The organism is Catenuloplanes japonicus (assembly GCF_000717135.1).
In the GTDB taxonomy this organism is placed as follows: Bacteria; Actinomycetota; Actinomycetes; order Mycobacteriales; family Micromonosporaceae; genus Catenuloplanes; species Catenuloplanes japonicus.
Map to the genome: position 1 here is coordinate 82,517 of NZ_JNXY01000009.1, position 22,308 is coordinate 104,824.

At 69.8% G+C, this 22,308-nt stretch carries 19 protein-coding genes; 14 read left to right on the forward strand and 5 right to left on the reverse strand.

Going from position 1 to position 22,308, the window contains the following annotated elements; genetic code table 11:
- Positions 1 to 28: 28 nt before the first annotated feature.
- Complete coding sequence (locus tag OP04_RS15325) at positions 29 to 1,273, reverse strand: ATP-binding protein (protein WP_198153837.1); 1,245 nt, start codon at positions 1,271 to 1,273, stop codon at positions 29 to 31.
- A gap of 206 nt (positions 1,274 to 1,479) precedes the next feature.
- On the opposite strand from OP04_RS15325, the gene OP04_RS15330 reads away from it, so the two are divergent.
- Complete coding sequence (locus tag OP04_RS15330; protein ID WP_033340345.1) at positions 1,480 to 3,102, forward strand: GMC oxidoreductase; 1,623 nt, start codon at positions 1,480 to 1,482, stop codon at positions 3,100 to 3,102.
- Positions 3,103 to 3,305: 203 nt separating this feature from the next.
- Entirely contained in the window at positions 3,306 to 5,018 is a 1,713-nt protein-coding gene (locus tag OP04_RS49660; RefSeq protein ID WP_051797966.1) for a DUF2079 domain-containing protein, read from the forward strand.
- Positions 5,019 to 5,233: 215 nt separating this feature from the next.
- Here OP04_RS49660 and OP04_RS15340 read toward each other — a convergent pair whose 3' ends face one another.
- The 3 genes from OP04_RS15340 to OP04_RS15350 are packed head-to-tail and all read right to left on the reverse strand — an operon-like array spanning position 5,234 to position 6,573.
- A complete protein-coding gene (locus OP04_RS15340; RefSeq protein ID WP_033340346.1) occupies positions 5,234 to 5,659 on the reverse strand; it encodes a PIN domain nuclease in 426 nt (141 codons plus the stop codon).
- Positions 5,656 to 5,865, reverse strand: a complete 210-nt coding sequence (locus tag OP04_RS15345; RefSeq protein WP_033340347.1) for a type II toxin-antitoxin system VapB family antitoxin — start codon at positions 5,863 to 5,865, stop codon at positions 5,656 to 5,658. The genes OP04_RS15340 and OP04_RS15345 overlap by 4 nt, the downstream gene beginning before the upstream one ends.
- A gap of 48 nt (positions 5,866 to 5,913) precedes the next feature.
- A complete protein-coding gene (locus OP04_RS15350) occupies positions 5,914 to 6,573 on the reverse strand; it encodes an MBL fold metallo-hydrolase (protein WP_033340348.1) in 660 nt (219 codons plus the stop codon).
- 83 nt (positions 6,574 to 6,656) lie between these two features.
- Here OP04_RS15350 and OP04_RS15355 point away from each other — a divergent pair, with 83 nt between their 5' ends.
- From OP04_RS15355 to OP04_RS15410, 12 genes are all read left to right on the forward strand, one after another.
- Positions 6,657 to 8,444, forward strand: coding sequence for a hypothetical protein (locus tag OP04_RS15355; RefSeq protein ID WP_051797968.1), 1,788 nt, complete (start codon positions 6,657 to 6,659; stop codon positions 8,442 to 8,444).
- 188 nt (positions 8,445 to 8,632) lie between these two features.
- A complete protein-coding gene (gene uvrA, locus OP04_RS15360) occupies positions 8,633 to 11,602 on the forward strand; it encodes an excinuclease ABC subunit UvrA (protein WP_033340349.1) in 2,970 nt (989 codons plus the stop codon).
- A 205-nt stretch (positions 11,603 to 11,807) separates the two neighbouring features.
- Positions 11,808 to 12,308 carry a Rieske (2Fe-2S) protein gene (locus OP04_RS15365; RefSeq protein WP_033340350.1) on the forward strand — a complete coding sequence of 167 codons (501 nt, stop codon included), beginning with the start codon at positions 11,808 to 11,810 and terminating at the stop codon, positions 12,306 to 12,308.
- A 72-nt stretch (positions 12,309 to 12,380) separates the two neighbouring features.
- The gene (gene uvrC, locus OP04_RS15370; RefSeq protein ID WP_085066488.1) at positions 12,381 to 14,573 is read left to right on the forward strand and encodes an excinuclease ABC subunit UvrC; all 2,193 of its coding nucleotides are present in this window, start codon (positions 12,381 to 12,383) and stop codon (positions 14,571 to 14,573) included.
- 148 nt (positions 14,574 to 14,721) lie between these two features.
- Positions 14,722 to 15,597 (forward strand): RNase adapter RapZ, encoded by an 876-nt coding sequence (gene rapZ, locus OP04_RS15375; protein ID WP_033340639.1) that lies wholly within the window; start codon positions 14,722 to 14,724, stop codon positions 15,595 to 15,597.
- The gene (locus OP04_RS15380) at positions 15,594 to 16,571 is read left to right on the forward strand and encodes a gluconeogenesis factor YvcK family protein (RefSeq protein ID WP_033340351.1); all 978 of its coding nucleotides are present in this window, start codon (positions 15,594 to 15,596) and stop codon (positions 16,569 to 16,571) included. The genes rapZ and OP04_RS15380 overlap by 4 nt, the downstream gene beginning before the upstream one ends.
- 62 nt (positions 16,572 to 16,633) lie before the next feature.
- On the forward strand, positions 16,634 to 17,614 hold the full coding sequence (gene whiA, locus OP04_RS15385) for a DNA-binding protein WhiA (RefSeq protein WP_033340352.1): 981 nt from the start codon (positions 16,634 to 16,636) through the stop codon (positions 17,612 to 17,614).
- A gap of 418 nt (positions 17,615 to 18,032) precedes the next feature.
- On the forward strand, positions 18,033 to 19,040 hold the full coding sequence (gene gap / locus OP04_RS15390; protein WP_033340353.1) for a type I glyceraldehyde-3-phosphate dehydrogenase: 1,008 nt from the start codon (positions 18,033 to 18,035) through the stop codon (positions 19,038 to 19,040).
- Between the two features lie 6 nt (positions 19,041 to 19,046).
- Positions 19,047 to 20,249: a phosphoglycerate kinase gene (locus tag OP04_RS15395; protein ID WP_033340354.1), complete on the forward strand. Its 1,203-nt coding sequence runs from the start codon at positions 19,047 to 19,049 to the stop codon at positions 20,247 to 20,249.
- The gene (gene tpiA / locus OP04_RS15400; protein WP_033340355.1) at positions 20,249 to 21,040 is read left to right on the forward strand and encodes a triose-phosphate isomerase; all 792 of its coding nucleotides are present in this window, start codon (positions 20,249 to 20,251) and stop codon (positions 21,038 to 21,040) included. The genes OP04_RS15395 and tpiA overlap by 1 nt, the downstream gene beginning before the upstream one ends.
- Positions 21,041 to 21,159: 119 nt before the next feature.
- Positions 21,160 to 21,420, forward strand: a complete 261-nt coding sequence (gene secG, locus OP04_RS15405; protein WP_033340356.1) for a preprotein translocase subunit SecG — start codon at positions 21,160 to 21,162, stop codon at positions 21,418 to 21,420.
- Positions 21,421 to 21,564: 144 nt separating this feature from the next.
- Entirely contained in the window at positions 21,565 to 21,909 is a 345-nt protein-coding gene (locus OP04_RS15410; RefSeq protein WP_033340357.1) for an RNA polymerase-binding protein RbpA, read from the forward strand.
- A gap of 105 nt (positions 21,910 to 22,014) precedes the next feature.
- Here the strand turns inward: OP04_RS15410 and OP04_RS15415 are convergent, their stop codons facing one another.
- On the reverse strand, positions 22,015 to 22,194 hold the full coding sequence (locus OP04_RS15415; protein ID WP_033340358.1) for a hypothetical protein: 180 nt from the start codon (positions 22,192 to 22,194) through the stop codon (positions 22,015 to 22,017).
- Between the last annotated feature and the right edge of the window lie 114 nt (positions 22,195 to 22,308).

Genomic DNA, 22,308 nt, shown 5'->3' on the forward strand with positions numbered 1-22,308 from the left:
TGCGGAACAAAATCAGCGCAGATGCGGATCATGGCATCAAACGCCACAGGGCATCGAGTGGTACGGCGCGGATCTTGTCGCCGAACGAGAGCGTCTGCTGACCGGTGTAGAGCACGTAGCCCGCTACGAACTGGTCGCCGAGCGTATCGGCGAGCAACCGCAGCCCGCGTACGTCCTCGGCGCGGACGTTTGCACCGGCTTTGATCTCTATGCCGACGACGCGGCCATCCGGCGTCTCCAGAACGGCGTCGACCTCGACGCCGTCCTTCGTGCGAAAGTGATAGAGCGTCGCGCGTTGGTCGCACCAGGTGATCTGCCGGGCCAGTTCCATCAGCACGAAATTCTCGATGATCGATCCAGCTGCGCCGCCGGGATCGTTGAGGCGGGTCAGATCCTGGCCGATCAGGTGGCACGCGATGCCGGTGTCGACGAAGGCGAGCTTCGGTGTTCCCGTTGCACGATGGGTCAGGTTCGACGACCAGGCCGGAATGCTCTTGATCAGGAAGACCGATACGAGTAGCTCCAGATAGCGGACCAGAGTGGTGCGGGGGATGCCGGACTGCCCGGCCAACGTCCCTGGCACCAGCAGCTGACCTGCCCGCCCGGCGAGCAGCGACAGGAATCGGAACATCTCGCCACGGCGTTCGATGTTCGACAGTTCGAGCACGTCCCGTTCGATCAACGTCATCAGATACGAGTCGAAGAACGCCGCCCGGCGACGGTCCGTCCGCCGCACCGCTTCGGGAAAACCGCCGATCACCGCCCGCGCGAGATAGTCCTTCCGCCGCCAGTCCGATGTGTGGTCGATGCGGGGGCCGTGCGCGAACGCCGCGTCGATGAACCGGTCCGGATCACCGCTGATCTCGCCCTGCGACAGCGGCCACAGCTCGATGATCTCCATCCGCCCGGGGAGGGCGTCCGGCAGCGCGCGCAACGCCAGCACTCGCGACGATCCGGTAAGGATGAACTGTCCCGGTCTGGGGTCCAGATCGACCTTCAGCTTGATCGGTCGCATGGTGTCCGGAGCGAGCTGAATCTCGTCGATCACCATCAGGCCGTTATGGTCGACGAATGTCATCGGATCATCTCGGGCGGCGCGCAGCGTCGCCGGGTCGTCGAGCAGCCGAACCGTGGTCCCCGGGAGACCGGCGATGGCGAGACGAGTCAGCGTGCTCTTGCCCGACTGTCGGGCGCCGTTCACGAGGATCACCCGGGTGTCGGCAAGAGCCTCGCCCACCAGGGTCTGAGCGTGTCGTGGAATGAGGTCGGGCACCACCCGATTATGCGCCATTTTCATGATCAGTGGTCACTTGGCCGTGGGGTGTGTGGTCACTTGGCCGTGGGGTGTGTGGTCACTTGGCCGTGGGGTGTGTGGTCACTTGGCCGTGGGGTGTGTGGTCATCTGGCCGCCTGTCCTGCGGTCGCCCGGCCGCCTTTGATCGACGTGCGTCGTGATGTGGGGCGTCGCAGAATGTTGCTGTGGACGTCGAGCTGAGCCGTCGTAGCGTGCTGGCACTGGGGGCGGCCGCGGTGCTGCCGCTGCCTCGGCGCAGGGTCCGGGAGGAACACCATCGGGTGATCATCGTGGGCAGCGGGTACGGCGGCGCCATCGCCGCGTTCCGGCTGGCCGAGGCCGGCGTGCGCACGCTGGTGCTGGAGCGCGGGCGCCGCTGGCCGGTCACGCCGGCCGGGGACACGTTCCCGCCGTTCCTGTCGCCGGACCGCCGCTCGTCCTGGTTCACGCCCACGCCGGTCTACCCGGGCATGCCGCCGGCCGTCTACCGGCCCTGGGCCGGGCTGTTCGAGCGCGTCGAGGGCGACGGCATGGACGTGATCACCGGGGCCGGCGTGGGCGGGCTGTCGCTGGTCGACGGCGTGATGCTGCAGCCGGACGGCGACGCGTTCACCCGGGTGATGCCGGCCGGCGTCGACTACCAGGAGATGAGCGACGTGCACTATCCGCGCGTACGGACGCGGATCAGCGCGCGGAGCATCCCGGACGACGTGCTCGCCCACCAGCGGTACGCGCCCACCCGCCTCTTCCTCGACCAGGCCGCCCGCGCCGGTCTGCCCACCGGACGGCTGGACGAGGCCTGCGACTGGGACGTGGTCCGCGACGAGCTGGCCGGCGCCGCCGTGCCGTCCGCGTCGATCGGCGAGTACCTGACCGGCATCAACAGCGGCGCGCGTACGTCCGTGGACCGCAACTACCTCGCCTGGGCGGAGGCGTCCGGCCTGGCCGAGGTGCGCCCGCTGCACGTGGTCACGGACGTGGCGGAGCGGCCGCAGGGCGGCTATCGGGTCCGCGCCCGGCACATCACCGAGGACGGCGTGCTGGTAGAGGAGCTGCTGCTCACGGCCGATGCGCTGATCATGGCGGCCGGGTCGATGGGCACCACGCGGATGCTGGTCCGGGCGCGGGACACCGGCGCGCTGCCCCGCCTCGGCGACCAGGCCGGCCTGCACTGGGGCAACAACGGGCTGCGCCTCTACCTGCGCGCGCTGATCCCGGAGCCGACCGGGGCGTACCAGGGCGGCCCCACCAGCGTCGCGATCATGCGGTGGGCGGACCCGGCCCGCCCGGTCACGATCGAGTTCGGGCCGGCGCCGTTCCCGGTGGAGACGCACGCGATGCCGGTGCCGGGCATCGGCCTGTGCGAGCCGGTGGGCCGATTCGCGTACCGGCCGCTCACCGACGACGTGCGTCTGACCTGGCCGTCGACCGGTGACGCGATCGCCCAGGCGTCGATCCGCGAAACCCTGCAAACCCTTGTCGCGGGTACGCCGTCGCCGGGCCCGAATCCGCCCCTGACCGGCATCCCGGTGCTCGACGGCCTGCTCTCCGCCGCCGCGGCCGCGCCGTTCGGGCTGCTGGACCTGAACGCGCTGGAGTCGTACACGTTCCACCCGCTGGGCGGCATGGTGCTCGGCCGGGCCTGCGACCTCTACGGCCGCGTCCACGACCACCCCGGCCTGTACGTGCTCGACGCCTCGCTGATCCCCGGCTCGACCGCGGCCTGCAACCCCGCGCTGACCGTCGCCGCGCTGGCCGAACGGTGTCTGGACGAGATCGTCCGTACCGATGCCGGGGTGGTGTTCTGACGGGTTGTCCGGTGCCTGTTGCGATGGGTGACGTGCCTTATCTGTGACCGATTGGTCGCTGATGTCCCATGCAGGACATGGGCTGTCCGTCAATGGCCTCTTCTGCCGACGGCACGGTTTTCCGGGATTCGTTAGGATCCGCCTTCGTGTCGAGAGTCCGTGAGTTAGCGATCAGAACCGCCCTGTCCCCCTGCACGTGGATCGTGCTCGTAGCGCTGTACGTCTACGGCCGGTGGGCGCGGGCGCAGTTCCTCACCTTCGATGCGGGCGCGTGCGACCTCGGCATCTTCCACCAGGCGGTGCAGGGCTGGGCGTACGGCGGCTGGCCGGACGTGCCGATCAAGGGTTACCCGCAGCTCGGCGACCACTTCTCGCCGATCTTCGCGCTGCTCGCGCCGGTGCTCTGGATCTACGACTCCGCGATCGTGCTGGTCTACGCGCAGGTCATCCTGATCTGCCTCTCCGGCGTGCCGATCTACCACATCTTCCGCCGCCGCTACGGCATCTGGGTCGGCGCCGGCATGCTCACCGCCTACCTGGCCACGCACGCGGTCACCGGCACGATCATGTTCCCGGTGCACGAGGTCATGTTCGGCGCGCCGCTGCTGGCCTGGGGCCTGGAGCGCGCGCTCGCCGGCAAGTGGAACCACGCCACCGCGATCTTCATGCTGCTGGTGACCGTCAAGGAGGACGGCGGCCTGTTCTGCGCGATGCTCGGCCTGTTCGCGCTGTTCAACCGCCGCTGGCGGCACGGCATCTTCCTGATGGTGTGGGGCGTCGTGTGGTTCGTGCTGACGCTCAAGCTGATCATCCCGAACGTCAACCCCGGCGGCTTCACGTACGCGGTCGACTACCAGGACAGCCTGCACGCGGACGGGATCCTCGAGGGCATTCCGTACATGATCACTCATCCGTTCGAGATCATCGGCATCCTGATCGACCACCCGTCCAAGGTCGAGACCTGGATGAAGCTGCTGCTCCCGGTCGGTTTCGCCGCGCTCGCCTCGCCGCTGGTGCTGCTGCTCGTGCCGGTGATGATGAGCCGGATGCTGTCCTCGCGCGACACGCAGTGGGCGTCGAACCTCTACTACGACATGCCGCTCATGCCGATCCTGTTCGCCGCCGTCGCGGACAGCATCCGTCGGGTGGGCAGCCTGATCGACCGGTTCCGCGGGCTCGGCCCGACGGAGGACCCGGCGCGGGCGCCGCAGAAGCCGGCGGAGCTGGAGACGACGGAGGAGCGCGAGGAGGTGCTCGTCGGCGCGGGAGTGGCGGGCGGGGGCGTACCCCCGAGGGGCTCTTCCGCCGGTGACGGCGGCACGGCTGACTCTGCCGGCGACGGCGCTGCACGCGACTCCGCGGGTGACGACGGCGCACGCGGTTCCGCCGGTGACGGCGGATCACGCGATTCTGCCGACGGCGAGACGCGCGACGCGGGCGGGAAGCCGGTCACCACGCCGCCGCGCCGTCAGGTCCGCAGCGGCCTGATCCTGGCCGCGGTCGCCGCCGTGATCTTCCTCGGCTTCGCGATCCAGGAGAACCAGGAGAACTGGATCCTCAAGTGGCACGCCGGCACCGTCGACTTCAAGAACGGCAGCGGCATGATCGACGGCGCGAAGCAGGCGCTCAGCCACGTCCCCGAGGGCGTCGAGGTCCGCGCGACCAACAACATGCTGGTCCCGCTGCTCCCCACCAACACGGTCACGCTGATCGGCTCCAACGTCGACAAGGGTGACTGGGCGATCCTCGACACCGTCCGCCCCGACTGCCCCATCGGCCAGGACGACATCCCGCTCGTCACCAAGCAGCTCGACCGCATGGGCTTCCGCGAGGTCTGGACCGACGGCCGCTTCATCGTCCTCGAACGCACCGCCGAGGCCACCACCGAGATCCGCGGCACCGGCAAGGCCAGCTGACCCGATCGTGTCCAGGCGTGGCCCTGCGGGGTCACGCCTGGCCGCCACGCGACGCCGAGATTGCCCGGCCGCGTGAGCAGCCGCCGCCTGTCATCGACGGCTTGATCGCGGCTACGGCTCTGTCCATGGCCTGATGCCTGTCACTCGCAACATCGCCGATGTCTGGCGCACCGGAGTTCCGCTGGTCAACCCGTTCGAATAGGTGGGCTCAGCGGTCAGGCGATCGATCCGGGTGGTGCCAGCCATGCGGTGGGCTGGCCGGTCACCGTGGCGACCGTGTCGAAGTCGTGGTCATAGTGGACGAGTGTCAGGGACTGCAGCTCGGCGGTCGCGGCCAGAAGCAGATCGACGGGGCCCGCCGAGCGATGGGTGCCATTATGGGTGAGTAACTGCTGCACCTCGGCGGCCCGGTGGAAGACACGGTCGGGCACGGCGACCCAGGTGAAGGCGACAGCCAGCAGATCCAGCTGTTCCTCGCGGTCGGCCTTGGAGCGGGCGTTATACAGCAGTTCCAGCTCGGTCAGGGGACACAGGCCGATCACACCGGCGAGGACTTGAGGCTGCCAGCGCTCCCGGACCGCCGGATAACGAAACATGCGGACGATGGCGCTCGTGTCGATGAGGAACCTGGCCGTCGTCATGCCCGGTAGGCGCTCTTGTCCAACAACTCGTCGAACGCGCCCGCCTCACCCAGCTCGGCCAGCCGGCTCAGTGCCTGAGCCCGCTTGAGCTGCTGCGCGGTCGTCCGTAGCGCCGAGTTCACGGTGTCTTTCTTGGTCTTGGTGCCGAGTAGCTCCGACACCTCCGCGAGGGCGACCTCGTCGATGTCGATGAGGACCTTGGCCATGCGAACCTCCCGTATATCTGAGGGCGCCACCGAGTATATACGGGTGGCTCACCAGCCCCGCTCGCGCCATTCCGGCAGGGAGGGGCGCTGGGCGCCCAGCGTGGAGTCGTCGCCGTGGCCGGGGTAGAACCAGGTGTCGTCCGGGAGGCGGTCGAAGAGCTTGGTGGTGACGTCGGTGATGAGGGACCGGAAGGCGGCCTTGTCGCCGCGGGTGTTGCCGACGCCGCCGGGGAAGAGGGAGTCGCCGGTCCAGAGGTGGGCGGTGCCGGACGGGTCCCGGTAGAGGAGCGCGATCGAGCCCGGCGTGTGCCCGACCAGGTGGATGACCTCCAGCGACACGGCACCGACCGTGATCGTGTCGCCGTCGGCCACGGTGCGGGTGACGACGGGCAGCTCGGGCGCGTCGTCCTCGTGGGCGACGGACTCGGCGCCGGTGGCGGCCACGACCTCGGCCAGCGCGCCCCAGTGGTCGCCGTGCCGGTGGGTGGTGACGACCGTGGACAGGCCGCCGTCGCCGATCAGCGCGAGCAGGTCGGGCGCGTCGTTGGCGGCGTCGATCAGCAGCCGGGCGCCGGTGGCGGTGCACCGCAGCAGGTACGCGTTGTTGTCGTACGCGCCGCCGACCGACTTCTTGGTGATGGTCAGTTCCGGCAGGGTGCGCACGGCCGGCGCGGAGCCCGGTGAGACATGCCCGGAATATGTCGTCATGACGCCCCCAAGCGCATCGATGATCCAGTCCGGACCAGCCTAGCCACAGCAACAGGGCGCAGCGGCTCTGGCATGATGCGCGGGTGCGAGTCCTGGAGAGTACGCCCGAGGAGGCGACACCGCAGCCCGCCGACCAGCGCAGGCCCGGCCGCCGCTGGGACGTGATAGCAGCGGTCGTCTATGCCGCGCTGGCCGTGGTGGTCACGTCGCGCCTGTGGGCGGACCCGGACGGCCGGGTCCTCAAGGCGAACGAGGACGATCACGGTTTCTTCCTGTTCGTGCTGGCCCACGCGGAGCGCGCGGTCTTCCACGGGGAGAACCTGCTCTTCACGGACCGGCTGAACTTCCCCGACGGCATCAACATGATGGCGAACACGTCGATCCTGGCGCTGGGCATCCCGGTCTCGCCGATCACGCACTGGTTCGGGCCGGGCGTGGCGCTGGCGCTGCTGATCACGATCGGTCTGGGCGGCACGGCCGCGGCCTGGTACTGGGTGCTGAGCCGGCACTTCGTCGACCGGAACAGCGCCGCGTTCGTCGGCGGTCTGTGGGGCGGCTTCGCGCCGACGATGATCTCCCACGCGAACGGGCACATCAACTTCACCGTGCTGATCCTGGTGCCGTTCCTGTTCTGGCGCGTCACCAAGCTCCGCGAGAGCGGGAGGAGCCTGAAAAATGGGGTCATCCTCGGGCTGCTGGTCACCGTGCAGGCGTTCATCAACGAGGAGATTCTGCTCTTCGTGGCGCTGGCCTGCGGCATCTTCCTGATCGCCTGGGGGCCGTCGGCACGGCAGGAGTTCAGGGCCGCGCTGGTCCCCGGCCTCAAGAGCCTCGGCGTCGCCGTGCTCACGGCCGGCGCGCTGCTGGCGTACCCCCTGATCGTGCAGTTCTCCGGCCGGCAGTACTACCACGGCCTGCCGTTCACGCCGGACGTCTACGTCACCGACCTCGCGTCGTACGTGTTCTACGCGCGTCAGTCGATCGCCGGCAACGAGGCCCTGGCGCAGTCGCTGAGCGTGAGCCCGACCGAGGACAACAGCTTCTTCGGCCTGCCGATGATCGTGCTGCTGGTCGTGTGCGCGATCCTGACCTGGCAGCACAGGGCGACGCGGGCGATCGTGATCACCGGGCTGGTCTTCGTGCTGATCGCGACCGGCCCGACGCTGCGGGCCGGCGGCGTCGACACCGGCGTGCCGATGCCGCTCTTCTTCATCAGCCACCTGCCGGTGATCAACCTGATCACCACCACGCGCTTCACCATGGCGGTGGTCTGGGCGTGCGCGTTCCTGCTGGCCGCCGCGACGGCCAAGGTGCTGAACGACAACGAGTCGGGCAGGCGCGTCGTCATCTGGTGGGCCACGGTGGCGGTCGCGCTGATCCCGGTCGCGCCGAAGCCGCTGATCACCGCGTATCCGACGCGGGTGCCGGAGCTGATCATGTCCGGCCAGTGGCGCGAGTTCGTGCCGGAGGGGCGCTCGCTGGTCCCGGTGCCGTTGCCCGAGGTGACGGTCGGCCGCGAGGGCATGCGGATGGCCGCGTTCATCGGGCTGGACGCGCCGGTGCCGCGCGGTTACTTCCTGGGCCCGACGAACGGTGAGGAGAACACGACCGGCACGTGGAACGCGCCGCTGCGGCCCACCTCGGAGCGGCTGTTCAACATCATCCGCTACGGGTACACGCCACCGGTGACGCAGGCGGACCGGGCCGCCGCGCTCGAGGACCTGAGATACTGGAAGGCCGGTGCGCTGGTGCTGGGGGAGACGCACGCGCAGGCGGACGTGCTCCGGGCCACGGTGACCGATCTGCTGGGCCGGGAGCCGACGCTGGTGGGCGGCGCCTGGGTCTGGGAGGTCTCGGACCTCTCCCGCTGAAATTGTCATACCCCCCGGTTAGGCTCGCCCACGGCGTCCGCCTGCGTTCTGACCTGCTGTTAGTACCCCGGTCGGGGAAGCGGGAGTTCAACCGGGGGGAAGGGCGTTGAAGCATCCTGGGCCGTTTTGCGGCCGGGTGTGACACAGACCACAGATATGACATTTTTGAGCTGGGAAGCAGGCGGGCTGTGACCGACCGACTGATCATTCGTGGCGCGCGAGAGCACAACCTTCGTGACGTCAGCCTTGATCTGCCCCGTGACGCGATGATCGTCTTCACCGGCCTCTCCGGGTCGGGCAAGTCCAGCCTCGCGTTCGACACGATCTTCGCCGAGGGCCAGCGGCGCTACGTGGAGTCCCTCTCCTCGTACGCGCGGCAGTTCCTCGGCCAGATGGACAAGCCGGATGTCGACTTCATCGAGGGCCTGTCGCCCGCGGTGTCGATCGACCAGAAGTCGACGTCGCGCAACCCGCGCTCGACCGTCGGCACCATCACCGAGGTCTACGACTACCTGCGTCTGCTCTTCGCGCGCGCCGGTGTGCCGCACTGCCCGGTCTGCGGCGAGCTGATCTCCAAGCAGTCCCCGCAGCAGATCGTGGACCGGATTCTCGCGTTGGAGGAGGGCACCCGGTTCATGGTGCTGTCCCCGGTGATCCGCGGCCGCAAGGGCGAGTACGTGGATCTTTTCGCGGAGCTGCAGACCAAGGGCTACGCGCGTGCCCGCGTCGACGGCGTGGTCTACCCGCTGACCGAGGTGCCGAAGCTGAAGAAGCAGGAGAAGCACACGATCGAGGTGGTCATCGACCGTCTCGGCGTGAAGGCGAGCGGCAAGCAGCGCCTGACCGACTCGGTCGAGGCCGCGCTCGGGCTCTCCGGCGGCCTGGTGATCTTCGAGTTCGTCGACCGGCCCGAGGACGACCCGGACCGGGAGCGGCTCTTCTCCGAGCACCTCGCCTGCCCGAACGAGCATCCGCTCGCGATCGAGGACCTGGAGCCGCGGGTCTTCTCGTTCAACGCGCCGTACGGCGCCTGCCCGGAGTGCACCGGCCTCGGCACGAAGAAGGAGATCGACCCCGAGCTGGTCATCCCGGACACGGAGCGCACGCTGCGTGACGGCGCGGTGCAGCCCTGGGCCGGCGGCCAGACCCAGGAATACTTCCTGCGGCTGCTGGAGGCGCTCGGCGAGCAGGAGCACTTCACGCTGGACACGCCCTGGCGGAAGCTCTCCTCCTCCGCGCAGAAGACGATCCTGTTCGGCGCGGAGGACCAGGTCCACGTCAAATACCGGAATCGGTACGGGCGCGACCGGTCGTACTACACCGGCTTCGAGGGCGTCATGCAGTGGATCGAGCGCCGCCACTCGGACACGGAGTCGGACTGGTCGAGGGAGAAGTACGAGGGCTACATGCGCGACGTGCCCTGCGGCACGTGCAAGGGCACCCGTCTGAAGCCCGAGGTGCTGGCCGTCACGCTCGACGACAAGTCCATCGCGGAGGTCTGCAACCTCTCGATCGGCGAGTGTGCCGACTTCCTGGGCGCGATGGAGCTGACCGACCGGCAGAAGATGATCGCCGAGCGCGTGCTGAAGGAGATCAATGCGCGGCTGCGGTTCCTGGTCGACGTGGGTCTGGACTACCTGTCGCTGGACCGGCCGGCCGGCACGCTCTCCGGTGGCGAGGCGCAGCGCATCCGGCTGGCCACCCAGATCGGCTCCGGCCTGGTCGGCGTGCTCTACGTGCTGGACGAGCCCTCGATCGGCCTGCACCAGCGCGACAACCACCGCCTGATCGAGACGCTGCTGCGGCTGAAGAAGCTGGGCAACACGCTGATCGTGGTCGAGCACGACGAGGACACGATGCGCCAGGCGGACTGGATCGTGGACATCGGGCCGGGCGCGGGCGAGCACGGCGGCAAGATCGTGCACAGCGGGTCGTACGCGGCGCTGCTCAAGAACAAGGAGTCCGCGACCGGCGCCTACCTGTCCGGCCGCAAGTCGATCCCGACGCCGCTGGTCCGCCGCCCGCGCACCGACCGTGAGCTGGTCGTCCAGGGCGCCCGGGAGAACAATCTGCGCGGCGTGACCGTGCCGTTCCCGCTCGGCCAGCTGATCTCGGTCACCGGCGTGAGCGGCTCCGGCAAGTCCAGCCTGGTCAACGACATCCTCTACAAGGTGCTGGCGAATCAGATCAACGGCGCGAAGCTGGTGCCCGGCCGGCACTCCCGCGTCTCCGGCCTCGACCAGATCGACAAGGTCGTCGGCGTGGACCAGTCGCCGATCGGCCGCACCCCGCGGTCGAACCCGGCGACGTACACCGGCGTGTTCGACAACATCCGCAAGCTGTTCGCGGAGACCACCGAGGCGAAGGTGCGCGGCTACGGTCCGGGCCGCTTCTCGTTCAACGTGAAGGGCGGTCGCTGCGAGAACTGCGCGGGCGACGGCACCATCAAGATCGAGATGAACTTCCTGCCGGACGTCTACGTCCCCTGCGAGGTGTGCAAGGGCGCGCGCTACAACCGCGAGACGCTCGAGGTGCACTACAAGGGCAAGACGATCTCCGAGGTGCTGGAGATGCCGATCGAGGAGGCCGCGACCTTCTTCGAGCCGATCACGTCCATCCACCGGCACATGAAGACGCTGGTCGAGGTGGGTCTCGGCTACGTCCGGCTGGGCCAGCCCGCGCCCACGCTCTCCGGCGGCGAGGCGCAGCGCGTCAAGCTCGCCTCCGAGCTGCAGAAGCGCTCCAACGGCCGCTCGATCTACGTGCTCGACGAGCCCACCACCGGCCTGCACTTCGAGGACATCCGCAAGCTGCTGCTGGTGCTGGACGGCCTGGTCGAGAAGGGCAACACGGTGATCGTGATCGAGCACAACCTCGACGTGATCAAGTCGTCCGACTGGCTGATCGACATGGGCCCGGAGGGCGGCCACCGCGGCGGCACCGTGCTGGCCATGGGCACGCCGGAGGAGCTGGCCGAGGTGCCGGAGAGCCACACCGGACGGTTCCTGCGACCGATGCTCGGGCTGGAGGGCGAGCCGGCCGGCGCGAAGGAGGCCGTCGCGCGCGCCGCGAAGGCGAACGGAGAAAAGGTCAACTCGGTGAAACCGGCCGCCACGACCAAGGCTCGTGCTAGTCGAGCCAAGGCCACGGCGCGCTAGGGAGAGGTAAGCCTACCCTCAGTCAGCAAACTGTGTCCGGGTTCTTCTGTTACGCACAGGTGTGTTCTCTACCGTGAGTAACGGACTTGGGGTGGTCCGGCCGGGTCTCGATGAACCGGCCGGACCCGCCACCCGTGTCTATGGACGTGGGCGTGACCGGTCGCACCTGACCGGCGCCCCGCGGGCTAACAGGAGGGTTTACAGCATGAAGAACGAGCAGATGCTCGAGGCCGGAACGTCACGGCGGGCGCTGATGGTCGGCGTCGGGTCCGTGGGTGTGGTCACCGCGCTCGCGGCGTGCGGCACTGAGTCCGACTCGCCGAGCACCGGCTCGGGCGCCGGTGCGGACCCGACCACCGGCGCTCCGGAGGCCACCGGCGGCGCGGCGGAGACCAGCGCACCGGCGACCGGTGGCGGGGCGGCCGGCTTCGCCAAGACCGCGGACGTGCCGGTCGGCGGCGGCAAGATCTTCGCGACGCAGAAGGTCGTCGTCACCCAGCCGACCGAGGGCAACTTCAAGTGCTTCAGCAACATCTGCACCCACCAGGGCTGCCCGGTGACCAGCGTGGACGGTGGCTCGATCACCTGTAAGTGCCACAACAGCATCTTCTCGATCGAGGACGGCTCGCCGACCTCCGGCCCGGCGCGCAAGGCGCTGGAGGAGAAGGAGATCACCGTCGAGGGCGACTCCATCGCGCTCGCCTGAGTCCAGGTTCCGGCGGCCGGAGGCCCGGCCGCCGGAGCGGGACTGTCGGACCCCCGGATTACGCTGGACGACGTGCCCGATCCGTCGACCTACCGCCCCGCGCCGGGAACCATCCCCGAGGCCCCCGGTGTCTACCGGTTCCGTGATCCGACCGGCCGGGTGATCTACGTCGGCAAGGCGAAGAGCCTGCGCAGCCGGCTCAACTCCTACTTCGCCGACACGTTCACGCTCCACCCGCGCACCCAGCAGATGGTCACCACCGCCGCGTCGGTGGACTGGGTGACGGTCGGCACCGAGGTCGAGGCGCTCCAGCTGGAGTTCACCTGGATCAAGCAGTTCGACCCGCGCTTCAACGTGAAGTACCGCGACGACAAGTCGTACCCGTTCCTTGCCGTCACGCTCGACGAGGACTACCCCCGCCTCCAGGTGATGCGCGGCGCCAAGCGCAAGGGCGTGCGCTACTTCGGGCCTTACTCGCACGCGTGGGCCATCCGCGAGACGCTCGACCTGCTGCTGCGCGTGTTCCCGGCCCGCACCTGCTCCGCCGGCGTCTTCAAGCGCGCCGGCCAGGTCGGCCGCCCCTGCCTGCTCGGCTACATCGGCAAGTGCTCCGCCCCCTGCACCGGCCAGGTCGGCATGGACGAGCACCGGGCCATCGTCGACGACTTCTGCGACTTCATGGCCGGCAAGACCGACACCATGGTCAAGCGGATCGAGCGCGAGATGATGGCCGCCTCCGACGAGCTCAACTTCGAGCTCGCCGCCCGGCTGCGCGACGACATCGCCGCGCTGCGCCGCGCGCTGGAGAAGCAGGCCGTGGTGCTCGGCGACGGCACCGACGCGGACGTGGTCGCGTTCGCCGACGACCCGCTGGAGGCCGCGGTCCAGGTCTTCCACGTGCGCGACGGCCGGATCCGGGGCCAGCGCGGCTGGGTCGTGGAGAAGAACGAGGAGCTGTCCGTCGGTGACCTCGTCCACCACTTCTGCACCCAGGTCTACGGCGAGGAGCAGGGCGAGGCCGACGTGCCGCGCGAGCTGCTGGTCCCCGAGCTGCCCGAGGACGCGGACGCGCTGGCCGACTGGCTCTCCGACCACCGCGGCAGCCGCGTGCAGCTGCGCGTCCCGCAGCGCGGCGACAAGAAGACGCTGATGGAGACCGTGGCCCGCAACGCGGCCGAGGCGCTGACCAGGCACAAGCTGAAGCGCTCCGGCGACCTCACCACGCGCGGCAAGGCGCTGGAGGAGATCGCGGACGCGCTCGCCATGGACACGGCGCCGCTGCGCATCGAGTGCTTCGACGTCTCCCAGATCCAGGGCACGGACGTGGTCGCCAGCATGGTCGTCTTCGAGGACGGCCTGCCCCGCAAGGGCGAGTACCGGCGCTTCATCGTGCGCGGCGACAAGCACGGCGGCGGCATGGACGACCTCTCCGCCATGTCCGAGGTGATGCGCCGCCGCTTCGCCCGGCTCAAGTCCGACAACGCCCAGGCCGAAGACCAGATCAACACCGAGACCGCCACGGTACGCCCCGGCGGCTGGACGACCGAGGCCACAGCACCCGGCACCGCGGCCGCGGACGAGGAGGTGACCCCGAACGACGAGGTCACCTCCGACGGCGAGCCGGCGCCGGTCGAGCTGACCGCGCGCGGCGAGCCGGTCCCGGCCGAGCTGCCCGGCATCGACCCGACCACGGGCCGGCCGCGGCGCTTCGCGTACCCGCCGAATCTGATCGTGGTCGACGGCGGCGCCCCGCAGGTCGCGGCCGTGGCCGCGGTGATGGCCGAGATGGGCGTCACCGACGTGGCGCTCTGCGGGCTGGCCAAGCGGCTGGAGGAGGTCTGGCTGCCGGACGACGAGTTCCCGGTGATCCTGCCGCGCAACTCCGAGGCGCTCTACCTGCTCCAGCGCGTGCGTGACGAGGCACACCGCTTCGCCATCACCTTTCACCGTCAGCGTCGTTCCAAGCGGATGACGGTCTCCGCGCTCGACGACGTGCCCGGTCTGGGCGAGGTGCGCCGCAAGGCGCTGCTGCGGCAGTTCGGCTCGGTGAAGAAGCTGGCGGACGCCTCCCCGGCGGAGATCGCCGAGGTCCCCGGCATCGGGCCACGCACGGCCGAGGCCATCCTCGCCGCCCTGACGGGTGAAAAGCCGGCCGCCGGTCCCGCGGCCGACCGGCCCCCGCGGGCCGATGTGCAGGGGAACAGCGGATCCACCGGCGAGGTTGTGGCGGACGCGGGCGCGCAGCCCGCCGGAGGCGAACTCTAGGATTGGCGGCCGGGCGTCCGGCCCGCACAGACCGATCACACCAGGGGGCGTCGTGACCGATCGACCCGACCGGCATGGCGATGACCGACCGGAGGAGACAGTGACCGACCGGCTCGACCGGCACGGCGAGCAGCGGCCGGAGGCAGATCTGGCGTCCCGCTCGGACACCAGCCTGGTCGTCGTCACCGGCGTTTCCGGCGGCGGCCGCAGCACCGTGGCCCGCGCGCTGGAGAACGTCGGCTTCTACGTCGTGGACAACCTGCCGCAGGCGCTCATGGTCGACATGGCCGAGCTGGCGTTCGCGGCCGGCGCCGGCGCGACCCGGCAGACCGCCATGGTGCTGGACGTGCGGAGTCGCGCGTTCTCCACCGACCTGACCGGCGCGATCCAGGCGCTGCGCGACAAGGGCTTCCACCCGCGCGTGGTGTTCGTGGACGCGGACGACGAGGTGCTGATCCGCCGCTTCGAGAGCGTGCGCCGGTCACACCCGCTGCAGGGCGACGGACGGCTGGCGGACGGCATCGCGGCCGAGCGGAAGCTGCTGGAGGACGCGCGCGACGAGGCCGACGTCATCATCGACACCAGCCATCTGAACGTGAATCAGCTGCGCCGTCGCGTCGAGGAGCTGTTCGGCGGCGAGGACGCGCGACGGCTGCGGGTGACCGTGCTGTCGTTCGGCTTCAAGTACGGACTGCCCCCGGACGCGGACTTCGTGCTCGACGCCCGCTTCCTGCCGAACCCGTACTGGGTGCCGGAGCTGCGCGAGTTCACCGGCCGGGACGAGGCGGTCAGTTCGTACGTGCTGGGTCAGGACGGCGCGATCGACTTCGTCGCCTCCTACGCCGGCCTGATCGCGGCCACCGCGTCCGGCTTCGAGCGCGAGGGCAAGCGCTACCTCACGGTCGCGATCGGCTGCACCGGCGGCAAGCACCGCAGCGTGGCCATCACCGAGGAGATGGCCGCACGCCTGCGCGACGCCCGCCTGTCCGCCAACGCCCAGCACCGCGATCTGGGCCGCGAATGAGTCATTCGCACCTGAAGGTGGTCGCCTTCGGCGGCGGGCACGGGCTCGGCGCCTCACTCCGGGCGCTGCGACGCGTCCGGCCCGAGCTGGACCTCGACATCACCGCCGTGGTCACGGTCGGTGACAACGGCGGCTCCAGCGGCCGGCTGCGCGCGGAGCGGGGCATCCTCCCGCCCGGCGACCTGCGCCAGGCGCTCGCCGCGCTGTCCGCCGAGGACGAGAACTCGACGCGGACCGCCAAGCTGTTCCAGCACCGGTTCGTGCCGGCCGGGATCGGCGACGAGGACCCGCTCACCGGGCACGCGGTCGGAAACCTGCTGCTCTGCGGCCTGATGGAGCTGCTCGGCGACCCGATCGCCGCGCTCGACCACGCGGCCGGCATGGTCCGCGCGCAGGGCCGGGTGCTGCCCATGTCCACGCACAAGGTCCAGCTCGAGGCGGACGTGCGCGGCGCCGACCCGGATCGGCCGGACGCGGTCAGCACCGTGCACGGCCAGCACGCGGTCGCGGTCACCCGCGGCACCGTGCAGCAGGTCCGGCTGCTGCCGAAGGACCCGCCCGCCTGCCCGGAGGCGCTCGCCGCCGTGGCCGAGGCGGACTGGCTGATCTTCGGGCCGGGCAGCTGGTACACCAGCGTCATCCCGCACCTGCTGGTGCCGGAGCTGGCCGCCGCGATCCTGAACAGCCCGGCCCGGAAGCTGGTGCTGCTCAACCTGGCGGCGGAGCAGGAGACGTCCGGTCTCTCCGTCGCCGATCACCTGGCCGCGCTCGCCTGGTACCTGCCCGGCCTGAGTGCGGACGTGGTGCTGGCCGATCCGGCAGCCGTAGGTGACCCCGAACCGGTCGCGGGTGCGGCAGAATCGCTGGGTGCCCGGCTGGTGCTGGCGCCCGTCGCGGTGCCGGACGGCAGCCCGCGACATGATCCGGTCACACTGGGCGCCGCGCTGGTGCCGGTGCTGGGAGTCGATCGTTAAGCCATGGGCGAGGCGAGCCGGGACCTACAACTCAAGGAATGCGTGCACGAGGTGACGACGATATGGCGATGACTGCAGCCGTCAAGGACGAGCTGAGCCGCGTGGAAGTGGCGAAGCCGTGCTGCCGGCGGGCCGAGATGACCGCGCTCCTGCGCTTCTCGGGCGGGTTGCACATCGTGTCCGGCCGGGTGGTGGTGGAGGCCGAGCTCGATACGGGCGTTGCGGCGCGCCGCCTCCGGCGGGAGATCGCCGAGGTGTACGGCTACTCGAGCGAGACGCATGTGCTCGCGTCCGGTGGCCTGCGCAAGGGCAGCCACTTCATCGTCCGGGTGGTCAAGGACGGCGAGGCGCTGGCCCGTCAGACCGGGCTGCTGGACGTGCGGGGCTGGCCGGTGCGCGGACTGCCGCACCACGTGATCTCCGGCAACGCCTGCTGCGCGGTCGCGGCCTGGCGTGGCGCGTTCATGGCGCACGGCTCGCTCACCGAGCCCGGTCGCTCCTGCGCGCTGGAGATCACCTGCCCCGGCCCGGAGTCGGCGCTGGCACTGGTCGGCGCGGCCCGGCGGATCGGGATAACGGCCAAGCAGCGTGAGGTGCGCGGCGTGGACCGCGTCGTGGTCAAGGACGGCGACGCGATCGCGGCGCTGCTGACCAGGATCGGCGCGCACTCCAGCGTGCTCTCCTGGGAGGAGCGGCGGGTCCGTCGCGAGGTCCGCGCCACCGCGAACCGGTTGGCGAACTTCGACGACGCGAACCTGCGCCGGTCCGCCCGTGCCGCGGTCGCCGCGGCCGCGCGGGTCACCCGTGCGCTGGAGATCCTGGCCGAGGACGCGCCGAACCACCTGACCTCCGCCGGCCACCTGCGCCTGCAGCACCGGCAGGCGTCGCTGGAGGAGCTGGGCGCGCTCGCGGACCCGCCGCTGACCAAGGACGCGATCGCCGGCCGCATCCGCCGCCTGCTCGCGCTCGCCGACAAGCGGGCCCGTGACCTGGGAATACCGGATACGGAAGCGGCGGTCACGCCGGAGATGCTCGCCTGTTAGCGAGTCCCGTCTGCTGACTCGGGGCGTCATTCACGGTGTTCTGACGGCGTGAATGACGCCCCGATCTTGCAAACGGACCGGCTCCACGGCGTCCGGAGGGTACGGGGATCCGTACCCTCCGGGGGGCTTTTTTGAAGGGTTTTTGGGCCGAAGTGCCCTGGTAAGGGCATGTGCAACCGGACAGGATGGGATCCTTAGCCCCGCCGCAACGGCGCTGCAACAACTCCGATAGTGTTCGCAGCGTACGGCGACGGGGCCGGCAACCGGTTCTCACTCGTCGCGGTTCTGTCTCTAGCGCAACCGCGGCGGGGCTTCCCGGTACGACCAATTGGCGGCCGGCTGCGGTAAACGGTCGGCACACGTGTCCGCCGGTGACGGGAAAATCCCGCGGCGGGCCAGATCGCGAGGAGACGGACCTGTGACCATCCGGGTTGGTATCAACGGTTTTGGCCGTATCGGCCGTAACTTCTTCCGGGCGGTGCTCGCGTCCGGTGCCGACGTGCAGATCGTCGGCGTCAACGACCTGACCGACAACAAGTCGCTCGCGCACCTGCTGAAGTACGACAGCATCCTGGGCCGCCTGGGCCACGAGGTCAAGGCGACCGACACCGAGATCACCGTCGGTGGCACCACGTTCCGCGCGTCCGCCGAGCGCGACCCGAGCAAGCTCGCGTGGGACGCCGTCGGCGCCGACATCGTGATCGAGTCGACCGGCTTCTTCACCGACGCGACCAAGGCCAAGGCGCACGTCGAGGCCGGCGCCAAGAAGGTCATCATCTCCGCTCCGGCGAAGAACGAGGACGTCACGGTCGTCATGGGCGTGAACCACGAGAAGTACGACCCCGCGTCGCACACCGTGATCTCGAACGCGTCCTGCACCACGAACTGCCTCGCGCCGATGGCCAAGGCGATCAACGACGCGATCGGCATCGAGCACGGCCTGATGACCACGATCCACGCGTACACCCAGGACCAGAACCTGCAGGACGGCCCGCACAGCGACCTCCGCCGTGCCCGCGCCGCCGCGCTCAACCTGGTCCCGACCTCCACCGGTGCCGCCAAGGCGATCGGCCTGGTCATGCCGGAGCTCAAGGGCAAGCTGGACGGCTTCGCGGTCCGCGTGCCGATCCCGACCGGCTCCGCCACCGACCTGACGTTCGTCGCCTCGCGCGAGACCACGGTCGAGGAGGTCAACGCCGCGGTGAAGGCCGCCGCCCACGGTGCGCTCAAGGGCTACCTGACCTACTCCGAGGACCCGATCGTGTCCTCCGACATCGTCACCGACCCGGCCTCCTGCATCTTCGACGCGCCGCTGACCAAGGTCATCGGTGGCACGCAGGTCAAGGTCGTCGGCTGGTACGACAACGAGTGGGGCTACTCCAACCGTCTCGTCGACCTGGTCAAGTACGTCGGCGCCTCCCTGTAAGGGACTATCTCTGTGAAGACTCTCGACGACCTGCTCGGCGAGGGTGTCTCGGGTCGGCGCGTGCTCGTGCGCGCCGACCTGAACGTCCCGTTCGAGAAGGGCTCCGACCCGCGCGTCATCACCGACGACGGCCGGATCCGCGCGGTGCTGCCGACCCTGGTGGCGCTCCGGGACGCCGGCGCTCGCGTCATCGTCATGTCCCACCTCGGCCGTCCCAAGGGCGCGCCGGACCCCGCCTTCACGCTGTCGCCGGTCGCCGATCGGCTCCGTGAGCTGCTCGGCTCCGCCGTGGTCTACGCGGAGGACACCGTGGGCCCCGGCGCGGAGACCGCGGTCGCCGCGCTGGAGGACGGTCACGTCCTGCTGCTGGAGAACCTGCGCTTCAACGCGGGCGAGACCAGCAAGGACGCCGCCGAGCGTGAGGCGTTCGCGGCGCAGCTGGCCGCGTTCGCCGACGTCTACGTGGGCGACGGCTTCGGTGCGGTGCACCGCAAGCACGCCAGCGTGTACGACGTGCCGGCCCTGCTCCCGCACTATGTGGGCGGTCTGGTCGGGCGCGAGCTCGACGTGCTGAAGAAGGTCGCCTCCCCGGAGGCGCCCTACGTCGTGGTGCTCGGCGGCTCGAAGGTCAGCGACAAGCTGGCCGTGATCGAGGCGCTGCTGCCCAAGGTGGACAAGCTGCTCATCGGCGGCGGCATGTGCTTCACGTTCCTCAAGGCCCAGGGCCACGAGGTCGGGAAGTCGCTGCTCCAGGAGGAGATGCTTTCCACGTGTGCCGATCTTCTGGCGCGCGGTGGCGATCGGATCGTGCTGCCGGTCGACGTGGTGGCGGCTTCTGCGTTCGCCGCTGATGCTGCGCACGACGTGGTGCCGATCGACGCGATCCCCGCGGACCGTCTCGGCCTCGACATCGGACCGGAATCCGTGAAGATCTTCGCCGACGCCGTGTCGACCGCGAAGACCGTCTTCTGGAACGGCCCGATGGGCGTCTTCGAGCTGGCGCCGTTCGCGGCCGGCACCCGGGGCGTCGCCGAGGCCATCCTCGCGGTCGACGGGTTCACCGTGGTCGGTGGCGGCGACTCGGCCGCGGCCGTGCGCACGCTCGGCCTCAAGGAAGACGGCTTCGGCCACATCTCCACCGGTGGCGGCGCCTCGCTGGAGTACCTGGAGGGCAAGACCCTCCCCGGCATCGAGGCTTTGGAGAAGTAATGGCGACCTCGTCGCGCCGGCCGCTCATGGCCGGCAACTGGAAGATGAACCTCAACCACTTCGAGGCGAACCTTCTCGTCCAGAAGCTGGCCGCCGGGCTCAACGAGAAGCAGCTGACCGACGTGGAGACCGTGGTCATCCCGCCGTTCACCGACATCCGCACGGTGCAGACCGCGGTCGACGGTGACAAGCTGCAGATCGGCTACGGCGCGCAGGACGTGTCCGCGCACAAGTCGGGCGCGTACACCGGCGAGATCTCGGGCGCGATGCTCGCGAAGCTCGGCGTGACGTACGTGGTCGTCGGCCACTCGGAGCGCCGGGAGTACCACAACGAGTCGGACGGCCTGGTCAACGCGAAGGCGAAGGCCGCGCTGGCCAACGAGCTGACCCCGATCCTGTGCATCGGCGAGGGCCTTGAGGTCCGCGAGGCCGGCGGGCACATCGCCCACTGCGCCGACCAGCTCGAGGCCGGGCTCGCCGGCTTCTCGGCCGCCGAGGTCGAGAAGATCGTCATCGCGTACGAGCCGGTCTGGGCGATCGGCACCGGCAAGACCGCGACGCCGGACGACGCGCAGGAGGTGTGCGGCGACATCCGCGCCCGCCTTGCGAAGAAGTACGGCGAGGAGACCGCGAACAAGGTGCGCGTGCTCTACGGCGGCTCGGTCAAGGCGAACAACATCGCCTCGATCATGGCTCAGCCCGACGTGGACGGTGCGCTGATCGGCGGCGCCAGCATCGACGCCGAGCAGTTCGTGCAGATTGTCCGGTTCCCGGAGCGCGTCGCTCGCTAGGTTTTCGCTGCGGGAGGGGGTCCTTCGGGGCCCCCTTTCCGCGTGCCCCCCGTGACCGCGACGTAGACCGCCCGCTATCCTTGGCACGGCCGACGTCCGAAGAGAGGAGCGAACCGATAATGCACATCGGGTTCGCCTACACGTTGATCGTGTTGCTGATTATCACCAGCGCCATTCTGACCATGCTCATCCTGCTCCACCGGGGCAAGGGCGGCGGCATGTCCAGCATGTTCGGCGGCGGCGTCACCTCCAGCCTGGCCGGTTCCTCGGTGGCGGAGAAGAACCTCGACCGCTATACCGTTCTGGTCGGAATTGTGTGGTTCGCCTGCATCGTCGGCCTGGGCTTCTGGCTGAAGCTGGCTGTCGACGGCGGTTCCTAAGCGTCCATTCGTAGTCGTACACTCTGCGCTTGGCCCCCGTCCTCGGGGCCAGGCGCAGAGTATTTTTTGGCCAGCGCCGCACGGGACGCCGCCGTCGGCGTGGATCGCAACCACCGATGACCCCCAACGGACAGGAGCGAAACCGTGCCGAACGGCAGCGCTATTCGAGGCACCCGCGTGGGCTCCAGCCCCATGCGCCCCACCGAGCGGAGCGAACCGGCCCCGCGCGTCCCCGTCAGCTACTGGTGCGGCAACGGCCACACCACGGAGCTGCTGCTCGCGGCCGACGCCCCGGCGCCGGAGGCGTGGGACTGCCCGCGCTGCGGCCAGCCCGCCGGCCGCGACCGGGAGAACCCGCCCGGACCGGCGCGGCCCGAGCCGTACAAGACACACCTCGCCTACGTGAAGGAGCGGCGCTCGCCCGAGGACGGCGAGGCCATCCTGGCCGAGGCGCTCCGCGCGGTCCGCGCCCGTCGCGGCGAGGTCTGACGTCTCCCCGACGGCGCCGCGACCACGTCCGGAAACGCCGCCGGCCTGAGTGACCAACCCGGGTTGGTCACTCAGGCCCTTTTTCATGTCGGGGGCGGGGAAAGATCAGTCGACGAACGGGTGGGTGAACCAGTCCGTCTCCGGGGCGGTGGCCGTGCGGGGGTGCGGTTGCGGGGCCCTGGCCGGCGGGTTGCGGCGGGTGCGGCCGGTGGTCCCGCGGTACGCGCCGAAACCGCCGCGCAGGCGGGCCGGTGCGAGAACTGTGGACTGGCTGGTGGCGTGCATCGCGCTACTCCCTCGGGCTTCCCGGACGATGGCTCCGTCCGCGGCGGCGAGATCAGCATCCCCTCCGGCGCCGGGCCCGGTGCAGGGCCGGAGGGTCCGGGGCGACGGGACCTT